Here is a 14190-nt window from a genome sequence, read left to right as displayed (position 1 = left end):
AGCACTCCTTCTTATTGTTATGAGTGTCTTGAGACGGATATATGTTAAACTAATTAGAAATATGGATTGAAGAAATTAAAGACGAATCTAAATCTGAGTAGAATATTTGTAGATGCAATAATTTCTAGTCCTCTATTTGAAGCCAAATAGGATGCTGATATGTTTTGGTTTTGTACTGAATTGAAGATAGTTGATTGCTGTCGGTTTGTGTTGTGTAACTTTTATATTATTTGAGTTGTGTTTGTTTGATTGGCGGCGAGTCTTAGGAGAGGATTATATCTAAGGTTATGCTACTACAATTTCTTTTTTAGCTAAGCCCTCAACCATTAAGGGTACTATCTTGCTAGCTTTAAGTATCTCCATAAAAAGAGGTTTTCCATTTTTATCGAAGTGAACTATGATGTCGCCTATCTCCTCTGCATGAGAAAGCTTGCCTTTCTCTTTAAGGACAATGGTCAATACATCAGCGTCTCCATCATACTTGATCTTATAAGTCATAACGCTCCCGCCTAACAGGATAAAAAGTAATGACAACTAAAAAGCCTTTTCTTTTCTCGTAAACGACCCTTAAAGCATGTTTGAAATCAATTAGTTTTACAGCGAAAAACTGGTTGTCTCTTCTTTCAATGCGCTTTGGATTAAGAATAACATCAACAACTTGACTCTCGCTGATTTGAAAACCATAACGTTTCAAAGAATCAAACTTCTCAAGTGCGTGTCTAGTAAATTTAACCTCCGAAACATCAACCAAAGATTTACTTTCTCCAATAGACTGCAATCATCTAAACGATATATAAAATTTTAAACCCAAACCCAAACGAGTTAACATTTGAAGGAAACTGTAAAAAATGTTATGTAAACAGTTTATGAACTGTGCATGAACATAGGAAACAGTTTTTGGTTTATTGGGAATGTAATGGAAAATTTACTGAAGTTTGTTTGTTAATTGGTTAAGCGGTATACAGTTTCCTTTAAGCTGTTTTCTGTTTCTAGTCTGTGAACCATGTTTTTAACGAGTTTACGGTAAACTAGAAACTCTCTAATCTGGTTAGACTGAGAACCATAACGGTAAACAATTCTAGGAGAACCCTTTTCCCTCTTAGGAGAAACCCGCAATGTAGAAGCTTGTTTAATGCACTGCATAATAAACCATTTAGTTAACGCTTTGTTCTGAGAAAGTAAACTAACCCACGCCATAATTTTAACATTCTCTTTCCATGAAATCTTACGGCTAAAGACTATATGATAAGAGCTTTTGCTTGACTTCAATATTCTTAGCCCATTAAGTTTAAACACTTCAATATTCTGAAGGCCCAGTGTTTAACAACTTTGGTTGTCTGGTCAAAAATCCAAAATAGCGCAAGTTTCCAAATGACCGACCTATTGAGTAAAAAGCTCAACAATTATAAGCGTGTCACATTTTTCTGAACATAAAGTTTTATAGTTTTGAAATGGCTTTGAATGTTTTGGCGGTGGGTCTTAGGCGGGGGGCTAGGGGTCCCCTGTACCATAAACCCTCTATAGGATGGGCCGAAAGCTGAGGCAGAGGCGTCCGTGGCTGCCTAAACCCTCACTTCCGAAGCGAAGACTATCCGTCCCTTGGGGCTGGCGGGCGTTGAACGGTTTCCGTAGGGAAATCGATTTCAACGTTTGTCAGGCGAACCTGGCCAGGCCCGGGAGGGAGCAACCTAAGTCTGGGCGTTCAGCGCTCAAGGGGTGCGGGTACGAGTGTAGGGTTTGAGGGAGTGGCGGATTCTGGGCGTCGAACCTCAGTGACCCGCCGCCTTTCCACAAGCTTATCATTAACGTGAAATATTCAACTCACCACCGAAACAATAAGAGCATTGAAGCTTCAACCTATTTATAAGGGGGGTCTAGTCAAACAGAACAGCTAACACACTCAACAACACAAACATTAAGCATAGTTTCTAATACGCATCAAAGTTTAACAGACTTACCCTTCCGCTGTTTTTCCTCACACTGGTCAAACATTTCAACTGCACGACGCAAATGAGGAATAGTAATCGAACCGCCAACAACAAGCGCAATGTTCAAGGCTTCGAAAAACTCTTCTTCAGAAACCCCTTCTTGAACGCAACGAATAACATGATAGGTTATGCAATCATTACAGCGCAGAACAGTAGAAGCTACTAAGCCAAGCAGTTCCTTCGTTTTAACATCCAAAGCACCCTTCTCATACACACGCGAATCCAAAGCAAAAAACCGCTTAATCCCCAAATTGCCAACAGACAAAATGCGCTTATTCATACGTTCACGATAACGCCTAAACTCTTCAAGCTCATCCAACATTCATCCCACACCATGCTTGATAGCACAATAAAATAAAATAGCTTACGGCACAACCAACACCAACTACACAAAAAATTGTTGGTGCGGTCGCCGGGATTTGAACCCGGGATCGCAAGCTTGGAAGGCTTGTGTCCTAAACCAGACTAGACGACGACCGCTTTTGCCGTGTTAAGGTTTCAGGTAAAGAGAAAATTACAAACACCTTAATTAAACTTAAACGCTTTAAGTTTTCAAAAAGCATGTTCGTCTACAAACACTTTGCTTAAAACATCATCAATTAACAATTAGCATTTAAATCTTGAGATATAGAAGTTTACTCATAGCGAGTCAAGTATAAAGGTTTGCTTGCGTCTCTTTTTCTTTCTTTTCTGGAAACACTGTTTAGGGAATTAGCACTTTTAGCTTCAGAAGTCTTTTCGCCTTCACTGTTCAATTTTCAAACCCTACTTTTGCATGAGTAATTGTTAGATATTTGATTTAAGAAGACAGAATCAGCATTTACAATCCAAATTCAAAATTCAAAAAGATTATCTCAAACCCAAACCATCAATCTATGACCAACCCATGAGTATAAAAAAGAAGAAAACTCCAAAAAACAGAAAATCAAAAATTAATGTAGATCCATCAAGAATTCTAAGAACCGTAAGCGAGAACGAAGCTTTCTATTTCTACGAAGACATTGGAAAGCCCACAGGAGAAAATGCCAGAAACCTCATCGATTTCCTTGAAAAAATAAAATCTGCAAAACTGGAAACTATATTATTCCATCACCAGAGAAAAGATTTTAAGAACTGGATTGAAAAAACTCTTGGCGATTCTGAGCTTGCCAAAAAAATAGAAAGGATAACCCCATCATACGATGATAAACTTAGAACACAAATTCAAGCAATCATTGAAGGCCGTCTAAAAGAGTTGAAAGGGACAACCGTAACATTGTGGGTTAACGACAACTTGACTGTGGCTTCTTCAAGCCGCACATCATAGATTCTCTCGTTTCATCAAAATACCAAATCAAACAGCGAATACGCTCGTACATTACGGTTTCTCTTCTGACTTATACAACTTCTTCTCATGCATTGGCTTCGACTTAAAACCACCCACATATCGAGGCATTGATGCTCTCTGCCGCTCCAAATTCTTAATCCGAGCATAAAGCTTAGAAACTTTTGTTTTTGACGGAGTTTTCCGTTTGGGCGTGCGAACGCGAACTGGCGTAAAAGGCTTTTTAATTTCGCTACGCGAAGCCTTTCGCTTTCTGCGCGTTTGTGGTTCTTTTACTTTCTTGAAAACTACATAAGCCTCTTTCAAATTCACTTCTTGCACGTTCCAACCGGCATCCAACCAAGCCTTCGCATGTGGACTGTTAGGAGAGTTGCTCCACCAACCTTCAGTTTTATACGCGCTCATCGGCAAGTTGTCACCGATTATACCATCTATTTTCGCAAAAGGAAGCTTAACAGTATCCGTAAAATCTCCCCTAAACCTCAAATAACGCGTAAGCTCGCCATATTTACTGGTTAATTTTGGAGAAACAATCTTTCTGGCACAGTGAAGACACAACATTCGCATTGTGTCACCAGTAGAAACGTCCGGCACCATGCAGTCCCTGCAGTAGAGTCTTCCACAGCGATAGCATCGTTTAAGAAAACTGTAAGGCAATACTCTACCGCAGATTCCGCATTCGTCTTTTAACGGCATCTAAACCACAAACAGAGGCGACACGGCTTATGCATTATTAAAAATAGAATTTTCTCATATAAGCGTGACCCAAAATTATTCGAAAACTGCGATAATACTTATAGAGAACCATTCTAATGGTGCTCAAACAGTGGAATTCAATGCTTTTTAGCGAATATCTCCACGAGAAAGCGGAAGAATCAAGACATAATGAGACTGTTGGATACTTACTAGCCATGATGGGTTCAGTGTTTTTCGTTGGAGGCTTACTTGAAACTGTGATAACTGCAGAAAACCCAGAATGGTTCCTCATCTTCCCATATCACATAACACAGCATCCATACAGCCTTTTAGGAATAGCCCTAACTGCTCTTGGTATTGTCCTCTTATCCCTAGGAATTGGTTTAAGCATTCACTATGCAAGAGAAAGAGCATGGTACATGAAGGAACTACACAGGGCACATGCGAGAGAAGAACAACAAATCAAAAGAAAAGAGAAAATTACTTAAACGCACTCAGCCCTTCACAACCGCCAAAGGAACAATCCTTGCAACTTTCGTTGCAATTCCAACTTTGTCGCTGACATCAGCAACCACATCCACATTCTTGTAAGCTGGATCTGCTTCTTCAGCCAAAACCACCGAACTTGCAGCTCTAACAAAGATTCCACGTTGTTCCAAAGCCTTTTTGATGTCGCCACCCCAGAATCGTCGTTTGGCAGCGTTCCGACTTAGCATTCTTCCCGCACCATGCGCTGTAGAACCGAAACTTAATTGCATAGCCTTTTCTGTGCCGACCAGAAGCCAAGAACTTGTTCCCATGCTGCCAGGAATAAGCACGGGTTGCCCAGCGGAACGGTAATCTGACGGAATTTCTGGATGCATGGGTGGAAAAGCTCTGGTTGCGCCTTTTCTGTGAACCCAAACTTTCTTTTGGTCTCCATTAACCTTGTGGTTTTCTATTTTTGCAATATTGTGGGCTACGTCGTAAACAAGTTTGAGCCCAAACTTTTCCGGGTCTTGCCTAAAGACTTGTTGGAAACTCTGTCTAACCCAATGCATTATAGCTTGACGATTAGCAAACGCATAATTCACAGCACAAGCCATTGCTTGGTAATAATCTTCGGCTTCATTGCTGTTTCCCGGTGCGCAAGCAAGTTCTCGGTCTGGCAGAACAATTTTGTATTTGTGAACGGCTCTTTCCATAACTCGCAGATAATCTGAACATATTTGATGACCAAAACCCCTAGAACCACAGTGAATCATTGCTGTTACTTGACCTTCATGCGTAATTCCAAAAGTTTTGGCTATTGCAGAATCGTAGATTTTGTCGATTTTCTGGATTTCGAGAAAGTGGTTTCCTGAACCTAACGTGCCGATTTGTGTTAGTCCTCTGTTTTTGGCTGTCGTTGAAACTTTGTCTGGATTCGCGTTTTTCATGCATCCGCGTTCTTCACAATGCTCAGTGTCCTCATGCCAACCTAAACCTTGATCAATAACCCATTGGACACCCTCAACAACCAGCCTATCCAAATCATGTGCCGTCACTTTGAGGTCTTTTCTGCGGCTTCCAAGTCCGCAAGGCACATTCTCAAAGATGGTGTTTGATAAGTCGGCAAGTTTCGGTCTTATGTCCTCTTCTGAAAGATTCGTGGTTAACAAACGTACTCCACAGTTTATGTCGTAGCCTACACCGCCTGGACTGATGACGCCTTCATCATAGTCGGTTGCGGCAACACCGCCTATTGGGAAACCGTAGCCTTCATGACCGTCTGGTAAAGTTATGGAATACTTGTAAATTCCTGGTAAATGTGCAACGTTTGCGCATTGTTCTAGTGTGCGGTCTGTCTGCATTTTCTCGAGTAGGTTTTTATCTGCGAAAATAACGCCTGGGACGCGCATGCCTGGTTTGTATTTTGGGATTCGCCACATGTAACTGTCTAGTTTTTCGAGTGGAACTTTTTCTGAAGGAGCACGGCCTTCTCCTTCTTCCATGTTTTCACCTAATAGTCAAAGATGTTTTTGGGCAATATAAGTGATTTTGGCGTTTACACCAAAACAAAATCATTATGGAATTTGCTTAAACTTCTCCACAAAATCAACAACGCCTTGCACACTTTCGCCAAGCACAGTTTCACTCAAAACAGCATGTGATTGAATGTAATCCCTAGCTTTTCTAATCGCTTCATCACTTTCAAGTATCCTTTTGCTTATATCAGCCAAGTCTTCTCCGTTTTCTAAACCTTGCTTCGCAATCCTCGCCCAAAGCTTAAGCTGATTCACGTAGGTTTGAAGCTTTTCCATGGCATTTTCTGCTTTGCCAAAATGGCTATAATACAAAACTTTAGGTTTTAGATTGATTAGTTTATCCAAGGATGCCAAAGCAATGTCTAAACGGAAGGGTGACGGAGTTGTGGGCACAATCACACCAATCTTGTTTAGGTAAATTCCTGCTGCGTCTCCGGGAAAAATACCTTCAGTTAACGGTTCATAATAGCTTAAATGATGCGAAGCGTGTCCCAAAGTTTCTATGACCTTCAATTTGACATCGTTTCCAACGTCGAGAATCATGCCATCATTTGCTGCGATGATTCTCTCTTCAGGAACAGGTTCTGGTGGTCCATAAATTTCAGTTATGTTTCCGAGAACTTGTCTTGATTGTTGCCAAAGTTTTTCTGGATTCACTAAATGTGGTGCGCCTCTCGGATGAACGACAACTTTTGCTTTAGGTAGGTGCCTTAACAGTGCACCTGCGCCTCCGCCATGGTCGAGGTGAATGTGCGAAACTGCTACATACGCTACTTGTTCGGGTTTTACGTTTAATTCTTTAAGGGCTGAAAGCAGGTTAGGTATGGAAGAGGTTGGACCTGTTTCAATGATGACTGTTTGTTTTCCTTTTAAGACGTAGCTAGCAACGAAATTTTCGATTCCGCCGGTTTCGACATCGATTAGGTAAAGGTGTTCTTCAATTTTGCTTACGTGCATTTTGTGTCATTCCATTGGCTTTGGTAGAATCTTAAAGTTTCCAGTTACTGCTTTAAACATTTTCATTAAGAACATTTAAACAGAATAGCACATTTTACAATTGTGGACGCTTATGCTTCTCAGAATCATCCGGGATTTAACGCCTGAAGAAGTTGAAGGGCGAATAAGGCGATTTGAGAAAGAGTTTGGTATGCAGTTTGAAAAGTTTGAGGAGCTTTTTCTCAAACATAAGTTGGATGCTAAGTCTGCAAAGGCTTATTTTGAATGGGCTGAGCTTGTTGACAGTTATAAGGGTTACGTTGAAGAAGGGACTCTTGACTATGCAATTGAAGAAATTAGAGACTTTAAATCGCAACAAATTGCTTTGTTAACGCCTAAAAGGATAGAATTGTTGTTTCAGATTGCCGCTTTGAGGGCTGAGTCAATAAATGATTTGGCTCAAAAAATAAGGAGAGATGTGAAAAATGTCTATCAGGATTTGCAGGCGCTTGCTAAGCTTGGTTTTGTGAGAATGAATAAGCGAAAGGGTAGAATTTTTGTTCCAGAAACTCTTGTGAAGGAGATAACTTTCTTAATTCGTTAGGCAGGGTTTACAGTAATACTTAATTATTAACACTAATAACAGACGCAGAACAAGCAAAAGGAGAGTAAGAAGATTGAAGGCGTTGATTTTCGGCGCGCCAGGTTCTGGTAAGGGAACGTATGCTTCGCGGCTGCAATCTAAGCTTGGTGTTGATGTTATTGCTATGGGCGACATTTTTCGGGAGATAATGAAGGAAGATACTTCTTTGGGCAGGAAGGTGAAGGGATACGTTGAGAAGGGTTTGCTGGTTCCGGATGATGTCGTAATTGAAGTTTTGAAAAATCGCTTAGCAAAGGCGCAGTCAGCGAAAGGCTTCATTTTGGATGGTTTTCCACGCACTATTGAGCAAGCGAAAGCGTTGGAGAAAATTGTGAAGATAGATGTTGTTATTCAATTGACTGTGCCAGACTGGATAATTATTGAGCGCTTGTCCACGCGGAGAATTTGCAAGAACTGCGGCGAAGTCTACAACTTACGCTATTTAAAACCAAAAAAGGACATGATATGCGACAAATGTGGTGGACCACTCTATCAGCGTCCAGATGACACGCCGGATGTGATTAAGAACCGAATTGACGTTTACGAGCGACAAACTCAACCGATTCTGCAGTATTATAGAGAAAAGAAAGTTCCTTTTGTGGAGTTTAAATGTGAGAAGATTGATTTGCCGCCTGACGTAGCTGTGGAAGAAATTCTGAAAGGCTTGAAGGAGTTGAAGATGGTTTAGTGTGCTTTTTGGTGATAGACCCCCCTTATAAATACTCTTTATATATCAAGGATGAATCGTAACGTGGTTTTGTTTGGTGTTTTGATGATTTTCATGCGGTGGTATGTGACGGCTTTGACGCCGACTTTTTGTGGATGTTTTTGTGGATTGTATTTTTCTCCCCAGATTTTTGCTTTTAATTGGAAACCGCTTGGGGTTTTATCGAGTTCTAAAATTTTGAATTTTGAATAGAGAATTCCGTTTGTTTCAAATTTTATAAGCAAAGCTTCAAGCCAACTGTAAAGAAGTGCATACTCGTCTTCTGCTGAAACTTCAACGTAATCTTCAATCTGCGGATTGACTTTTTCAACATCTGTCATAACTTCAAACAGTGCAAGTGCGGCGTTTTCAAAAGCTTCTGCCAAGTCTTTTCCGTAAGCAGCAATGTAAGCGTCTGCCGTGTGTTCCAAAAACTCGAAGCGTTTCTTAGCCCGCATAGCTTCAGCCAAATGGATAATATGGTCTTTTGGTTTTAAAATCATTTGTTTTAGAAAGCTAACAGAGTGGCAACCGTTTGAATTACTACGAGGATGATTATTAGGATTGGTAGAGTTTTAAGCGCCTTTGAGTTGAATTTTGTAGCTTCTTCTGTTTTCTTTGCGTCTACAAGACGCATGATGTAAACTGAAGCAGAAAGGTTGTAGAGAAAGATTATGTAAACGGACAGCATAATCCTATCTGCTAAAGTGAGATATCCAGTCGGTGGAATACCGCTTAAAAGCGAAAGGTGAAAGGCTGTTGCAGAAAGAAGTGTTGTGACACCTAAACCTATCCTTTGAGAAAAGTTCTGCGGCGATATGAAAAAGGCAAGCAACGATATGGTGGTTATGACGGTTATTGGTAAAACACTTTTAACAAATGCGGAGAGCGTTGGTCGTCCTAAAGTAATGCTAAAGACAAAACGTGAATATGTTTCTTCACCATAAGAATGCTCCACAACTGCTGTTTCAAAATCGCCAACAGACCAGCCAGCCACGTTTACTGTTTCATCAATTTTTGACGTCGGGTCTTCTCTGAAAACTAAACTAGAAACATCAAGATTTTTGTGTTCCAATTCCACAGTCAGTTTATGAGTTTCGAAAGGATATTGCCTAAAATCAAACGTTTTAATGAAGTCTCCTCTAACACGGTATTCTAAATAATCTTCTTCTCTGCTTACCACGTACATTGAAGGGGCACCGTTGACAAATTCAAAATTCGCCACATTATCTGCGCTTATTTCGGAGGAGTTAAATCTAAACCATAAATAAAAGTCTAGTTTGTAACTGTTCGCAGATAAATCAACCTTTTCAACGTTAACAAGCCAAATTCCAACATCAACTATCGCGGGGCTTTCTGGAGAAGCATTAGAGTTACCATTGGCAGCGAACAGAGGAAAACTACACAGTATTAGGAAAGGCAATATTAACCATTTAATTTTCACGGAAGCCACCTCAGTAGCTGAAGCAGATTCCGTTTCTTACCAATTTTCACGTATAAAAATTTTTCCAGCAAAACACGCTTAACTCAAAAATTATTTTGCGTACTTGTCAAGTTCCATCAGGTTTCCTATCACGGTTCTTACAAAAATGGTACACTTCTTCTCGAAAACTTTGGATTGCTGAGCTCTTCTCAATTCTTTAGGATTGGATAAGTTATATCCGATTAATTCTCGACATAGAACACTTCCATGTTGCTTCTCAAATTTTTTGTAAAGTTCATTCGCGAGCCCGTAGGCTTTTAGTCTCTTTTCAAGTGATGGTTCATCTGTGCCATATTTAACGCCTATAGCCATTACACCACCCACTAATGCTCCGCAGACAGAACCGCATCTTCCCATTCCTCCGCCGAAACCCGTGGCAATTTTCGGAACTAAATCATTCCTAATGTTCCAATGCTCAAAAATTGTTAACAAGACACTTTGAGCACAGTTGTATCCGTCAAGAAAATGTTTTACTGCCTTTTCACCTAGCATGCTTTTGCTAGTCATATTCGCGTTTACCTACATTGTCCTATGAAATGGTTCCTTAATTCTTCAAGGAAAAAAGGATGTTAGAAGTATTTTGGAATCTTCTTAATTGCCGCAACCAAAAGTTTCACAGCTTTTTCAGCATCATCAAGACTCAAAAGCGAAGCTGGACTATGAATGTAACGCGTTGGCACCGATATAACACCGCTTGGCACACCTTCTCGAGTCAAAGATATACGTGCCGCATCAGTTGACCCTGGCAACCCCGTTTCAAGCTGATACGGAATCTTGCTTTCTTCAGCAGAATCAATCAACAACCGCAAAACCTTAGGATGAGTAATCAATCCATAATCAGCAACAGTCAATGCTGGACCTCTTCCCAGTTTTACAGGCGCCTCAACTTCCTTTACGCCAGGAACATCTCCGGCAATGGTTACGTCAAGTGCAATGCCGACATCTGGGCATATGCCAAACGCAGCGGTTGTCGCTCCTCTCAATCCAACCTCTTCTTGCACCGTGCCAACCGCATACACTGTACATTCCGTTTTTTCCAAACGTTCAATCGCTTCAGCCATAACAGCGCATCCAACACGGTCATCAAAAGCCTTGCCGATGACAATGTTTTTTCCAATCTTGGCGAATTTAATGTCAAAGCCGACTGGGTCTCCGATTCTCACGCCCATTTTTTTGACTTCTTCTTGACTTCCAGCTCCGATGTCTATGAACAGTTCATCGCAAGTTATTACCCTCTTGCGTTCTTCTTCTTTCTGTATATGCGGCGGTTTCGAACCAATTATCCCATGCAAAGGACCTTTTTCCGCGTACACTATGACTTTCTGACCGAGAAGGATTCTGTCGTCTATTCCGCCAATTTTTGTGAACTGCAGGAAGCCTTCTTTCGAAATTGTTTTCACTAGTAATCCTATTTCGTCCATGTGTCCCGCAAGCATCACTTTAGGCGCGTTTTTCTTTCCCTTTCTGATTCCGATAACGTTTCCAAGCTTGTCTTCTTTAATCTCGTCCACGTGGGGCTTCATGAACTTCTTCATTAAATTTCTAACTTCTTCCTCTCTACCTGCAACGCCACAAGCATTAGAGAGTTTCTCTAAAATTTCAGCAAGCACCATTAATTCATCTCCAATGAGTTTAGCTAGAATTCTAAAACTTTATATTAAACAATTGTGGTAAATAGAACCCGAATCCGACATGGGCTATTACATTTCGCCCTTACAAGGGTGAAGAGATACTCATTGAGTAAATCTTTTAGAAAGTTTTCCGAAAAGGCTAAGGCGTACCTACGCATAACGAAGGCAAGCGGCATAGCCAGAAGATACTTTGTCATGAACGGATTCGACGGCGCCATGACTGTTTTCGGCATAGTTTTAGGCTCATTGATAGCTGGAGTTTTGAAATCAGAAATAATCGTGCTGGCAGGTTTAGGAGCATGCTTAGCAATGGGGCTTTCTGGCTTTTTTGGAGCTTACATGGCGGAAAAAGCAGAGAGAGAACGCCACTTAAAAGAGATGGAGGAAGCAACAAACGACAATGTCCACCCAATACACTACGAAGCCGCAAGATTCGTAACATTGTATGTAGCAATCATCGATGGGCTATCACCAACCTTAACGGCAATCATTTCTCTGATACCCTTCATCCTCGTCTCGATGGGACTCATACCCATCTGGAACGCCTATTTCATCTCTTTAGCTCTCTCGCTAGCTACTCTTTTCTTGCTAGGCATATACCTTGGAAAAATAGCAAAAGAAAACGGATGGTTTTATGGTGTGGTTATGCTTACTGTGGGCGCTTTTACAGCAATAATAATCCTGCTAATCCAACTCTTATAAAGACACTTAAAAAGTTAATAATAAGGCTTAAGATACTTTAACGCAAAAGATTTCGGAAATATCACTAAAAACCTTGGTGCCTTAATGAAGAAAATAAAAGATTCAAAGTTCATAACGCTAGTCGCAGTTTTTGCCGCATTCAACATCATATGCGATTCATTAGTAAGACCGCCTCTGCCTTTTTCAGGCGTCTGGTACAGTTGGGTTTTCATATCCGAACCCATAACAGGAATAATACTAGGACCATTAACCGGCTTCTTTTCAAACTTTATAGGAGTGATGATTGGACATTTCATCTACTTTCGGGACGTTTACGAATTTCTATTCACTCTCGGCGCTCCAATCGGAGCTATGATGTCTGCTCTTGTTTTCAGAGGAAAATGGAAAATACCATTAATCTATTATACGATTTTGCTTAGCGCTTTTCTCGCCACACCAGTTGTATGGCAGCTAGGAGATGTGGCGTTCTGGGGCATGTGGGACGTGTTTTTCGCCTTTGGATGCCTTTTAATTTTAGTTATCGTGTTGACGAAATGGAAAAACCTATGGAATATAAAATCTAAGGCAAGTCTGCTATACATTCTAGCACTTAGCACTTTCATAGGATTAGAAGCTGATGTCCTCTTTCGCATTTTCGTTTTTGTACCATGCCAAACCTACCAACTATTCTATGGTTACGGAGTGCAAGATCTCCAAGCCATATGGGCGCTAGGCGCAGTTGAAACATCAATAAAGTCCGCAATGTCCGCAGCGATAACAGTAATGGTTGGGCTCCCAATAATTAGTGTTATTCGTAAAATGCACTTTTCTCTTTTAGACGATTAAGCTGGATGGAGCAAACTGTAAATCGATTTGGCTAGTTTTTTGGCTTTCTGAAATGAGACATCACGCGTTTTTCCCTCTGTGATGATTGAACATAAGGGTTCTCCTTTCTCGATTATGGTTTCTGGAAATGGTATATCTCGAATTTCAGGAAACACTGTCAAATCGGGGACAGCGATGCGTCTAGGCGCGTATAAAATTAATCGTGTGCAATAGATTGAGGCTTGCTCTTTTATGGTGGGGAGAGAACCATGTAAGCATGCATTAATGTGTGACTCCACCAAATTAATTCCTAAAACTTTTTCAATACATTCAAAGGTTCCCTGAAATCTAGGATTCACCTCTACCACGCATAGATTGCCATCTTTAGAAATTACCAAGTCAATGCCGTTTAAACCCTTAAGACCAAAGCGTAAAGCGACTTTCTCGGCGATATGCTCGCATCTTTCAATAACTCTACTAGAACATTTTAACGGGACAATATTTCCACAATATCCAAAAGGTTCTTCTTGACTAAGAAAACGTAATCCCAATAACTGCTCATTCAGTGTCAGAAGCTTAACATCATCACCATTTGCTATGAAAGACACGCTTGCATGGATGCCATCAATAAATTTCTGAACCAAAACATACTCACTAGCGTTTGAGGTTTGATTAAATACTCTTTCTACCTCTCCAGAATCTTGCACAGTTCTTATGTTAGCTCCTCCAAAACCTTTGACAGGTTTAAACACAACTGGATATCCCATTTTTTCAGCTGCATTTCTTGCCTCGTAAGCATTTTTAACAATAGTTGTCACTGGATGTTCGATGCCTAAACGCTTGAGTTCTTCGAAAAAGCAGTGTCTTTCTCTAACTTTCTTAATGATTTTCGGCGAGTTGCCCAAGATTGGAGCAATATCGTTTAAATCATTTAACACTTCAAAATCATCATCTAAGCCGGAAGAAAGCAGAATCGCATCTATTTTATGCTCTTTAAGCCACGCCTTCGCTATCTTTAAAAAAGCCTCAGATTTCAACTTGGATTCTATTTTGCCGTAGCTTTTTCCACGTTTCTGTTTAACTATTGACTTACAAGACACGCATACTCGCTTGAGGTCTAAATCACCAAAAAAGTCCACTACATAAACTTTGTAGCCTGCTCTTGTTGCAGATTTAGCGATGGCAACTGTGTCGATTCCGATTACCAATAAATTTTGAATTTCAGTTTCTTGCAATTACTTTTACCTTGAGCGAACCTAATTATTAATAGT

General features: G+C 40.5%; 17 protein-coding genes, 1 tRNA gene and 1 other RNA gene. 7 read left to right on the top strand and 12 right to left on the bottom strand.

Annotated elements, in window-relative coordinates; genetic code table 11:
* Positions 1-285 precede the first annotated feature (285 nt).
* The gene (locus tag HM003_06320) at positions 286-498 is read right to left on the bottom strand and encodes a DUF2283 domain-containing protein (protein MBX5328948.1); all 213 of its coding nucleotides are present in this window, start codon (positions 496-498) and stop codon (positions 286-288) included.
* Positions 488-751, bottom strand: coding sequence for a DUF4258 domain-containing protein (locus HM003_06315; GenBank protein ID MBX5328947.1), 264 nt, complete (start codon positions 749-751; stop codon positions 488-490). The genes HM003_06320 and HM003_06315 overlap by 11 nt, the downstream gene beginning before the upstream one ends.
* A 719-nt stretch (positions 752-1470) precedes the next feature.
* On the opposite strand from HM003_06315, the gene ffs reads away from it, so the two are divergent.
* An RNA gene (gene ffs, locus HM003_06310) (signal recognition particle sRNA) lies at positions 1471-1783 on the top strand.
* A gap of 155 nt (positions 1784-1938) precedes the next feature.
* Here ffs and HM003_06305 read toward each other — a convergent pair.
* Positions 1939-2310, bottom strand: a complete 372-nt coding sequence (locus HM003_06305; GenBank protein ID MBX5328946.1) for a carboxymuconolactone decarboxylase family protein — start codon at positions 2308-2310, stop codon at positions 1939-1941.
* 79 nt (positions 2311-2389) lie between these two features.
* A tRNA-Gly gene (locus HM003_06300) sits at positions 2390-2468 on the bottom strand.
* A gap of 406 nt (positions 2469-2874) precedes the next feature.
* Here HM003_06300 and HM003_06295 point away from each other — a divergent pair.
* Positions 2875-3294: a hypothetical protein gene (locus HM003_06295; protein MBX5328945.1), complete on the top strand. Its 420-nt coding sequence runs from the start codon at positions 2875-2877 to the stop codon at positions 3292-3294.
* A gap of 51 nt (positions 3295-3345) precedes the next feature.
* Here HM003_06295 and HM003_06290 read toward each other — a convergent pair whose 3' ends face one another.
* Positions 3346-4008 carry a hypothetical protein gene (locus HM003_06290; protein ID MBX5328944.1) on the bottom strand — a complete coding sequence of 221 codons (663 nt, stop codon included), beginning with the start codon at positions 4006-4008 and terminating at the stop codon, positions 3346-3348.
* Positions 4009-4124: 116 nt separating this feature from the next.
* Between HM003_06290 and HM003_06285 the strand changes: the two genes are divergently transcribed.
* Positions 4125-4496: a hypothetical protein gene (locus HM003_06285; GenBank protein ID MBX5328943.1), complete on the top strand. Its 372-nt coding sequence runs from the start codon at positions 4125-4127 to the stop codon at positions 4494-4496.
* Between the two features lie 6 nt (positions 4497-4502).
* Here HM003_06285 and HM003_06280 read toward each other — a convergent pair whose 3' ends face one another.
* Both HM003_06280 and HM003_06275 read right to left on the bottom strand, forming a co-directional pair.
* On the bottom strand, positions 4503-5981 hold the full coding sequence (locus HM003_06280) for an RtcB family protein (GenBank protein MBX5328942.1): 1479 nt from the start codon (positions 5979-5981) through the stop codon (positions 4503-4505).
* Between the two features lie 72 nt (positions 5982-6053).
* Positions 6054-6971 carry an MBL fold metallo-hydrolase gene (locus tag HM003_06275; protein ID MBX5328941.1) on the bottom strand — a complete coding sequence of 306 codons (918 nt, stop codon included), beginning with the start codon at positions 6969-6971 and terminating at the stop codon, positions 6054-6056.
* Between the two features lie 112 nt (positions 6972-7083).
* Between HM003_06275 and HM003_06270 the strand changes: the two genes are divergently transcribed.
* Both HM003_06270 and HM003_06265 read left to right on the top strand, forming a co-directional pair.
* A complete protein-coding gene (locus HM003_06270; GenBank protein ID MBX5328940.1) occupies positions 7084-7554 on the top strand; it encodes a hypothetical protein in 471 nt (156 codons plus the stop codon).
* A gap of 73 nt (positions 7555-7627) precedes the next feature.
* Positions 7628-8281 carry a nucleoside monophosphate kinase gene (locus HM003_06265; GenBank protein ID MBX5328939.1) on the top strand — a complete coding sequence of 218 codons (654 nt, stop codon included), beginning with the start codon at positions 7628-7630 and terminating at the stop codon, positions 8279-8281.
* A 38-nt stretch (positions 8282-8319) separates the two neighbouring features.
* Here the strand turns inward: HM003_06265 and HM003_06260 are convergent, their stop codons facing one another.
* The 4 genes from HM003_06260 to HM003_06245 form a co-directional block, all read right to left on the bottom strand.
* Positions 8320-8757, bottom strand: a complete 438-nt coding sequence (locus HM003_06260) for an archease (GenBank protein MBX5328938.1) — start codon at positions 8755-8757, stop codon at positions 8320-8322.
* 50 nt (positions 8758-8807) lie between these two features.
* A complete protein-coding gene (locus HM003_06255; GenBank protein ID MBX5328937.1) occupies positions 8808-9743 on the bottom strand; it encodes a hypothetical protein in 936 nt (311 codons plus the stop codon).
* 90 nt (positions 9744-9833) lie between these two features.
* Positions 9834-10289 (bottom strand): C_GCAxxG_C_C family protein, encoded by a 456-nt coding sequence (locus HM003_06250; GenBank protein MBX5328936.1) that lies wholly within the window; start codon positions 10287-10289, stop codon positions 9834-9836.
* Positions 10290-10351: 62 nt separating this feature from the next.
* The gene (locus tag HM003_06245; protein ID MBX5328935.1) at positions 10352-11395 is read right to left on the bottom strand and encodes a M42 family metallopeptidase; all 1044 of its coding nucleotides are present in this window, start codon (positions 11393-11395) and stop codon (positions 10352-10354) included.
* 123 nt (positions 11396-11518) lie between these two features.
* Between HM003_06245 and HM003_06240 the strand changes: the two genes are divergently transcribed.
* Together HM003_06240 and HM003_06235 are read left to right on the top strand one after the other, a co-directional pair.
* Positions 11519-12115 carry a hypothetical protein gene (locus tag HM003_06240; GenBank protein ID MBX5328934.1) on the top strand — a complete coding sequence of 199 codons (597 nt, stop codon included), beginning with the start codon at positions 11519-11521 and terminating at the stop codon, positions 12113-12115.
* Positions 12116-12199: 84 nt separating this feature from the next.
* Entirely contained in the window at positions 12200-12940 is a 741-nt protein-coding gene (locus HM003_06235; GenBank protein ID MBX5328933.1) for a hypothetical protein, read from the top strand.
* On the opposite strand, the gene HM003_06230 is transcribed toward HM003_06235, so the two are convergent.
* A complete protein-coding gene (locus HM003_06230) occupies positions 12937-14154 on the bottom strand; it encodes an ATP-grasp domain-containing protein (GenBank protein MBX5328932.1) in 1218 nt (405 codons plus the stop codon). The two genes, HM003_06235 and HM003_06230, sit on opposite strands and share 4 nt — an antisense overlap.
* Positions 14155-14190: the final 36 nt, after the last annotated feature.

The sequence above is a fragment of the Candidatus Bathyarchaeota archaeon A05DMB-5 genome (assembly GCA_019685655.1).
In the GTDB taxonomy this organism is placed as follows: Archaea; Thermoproteota; Bathyarchaeia; order Bathyarchaeales; family Bathycorpusculaceae; genus DSLH01.
Note: the sequence above shows the minus strand (reverse complement) of the source record. Positions and strands in the feature narration are given on the sequence as shown.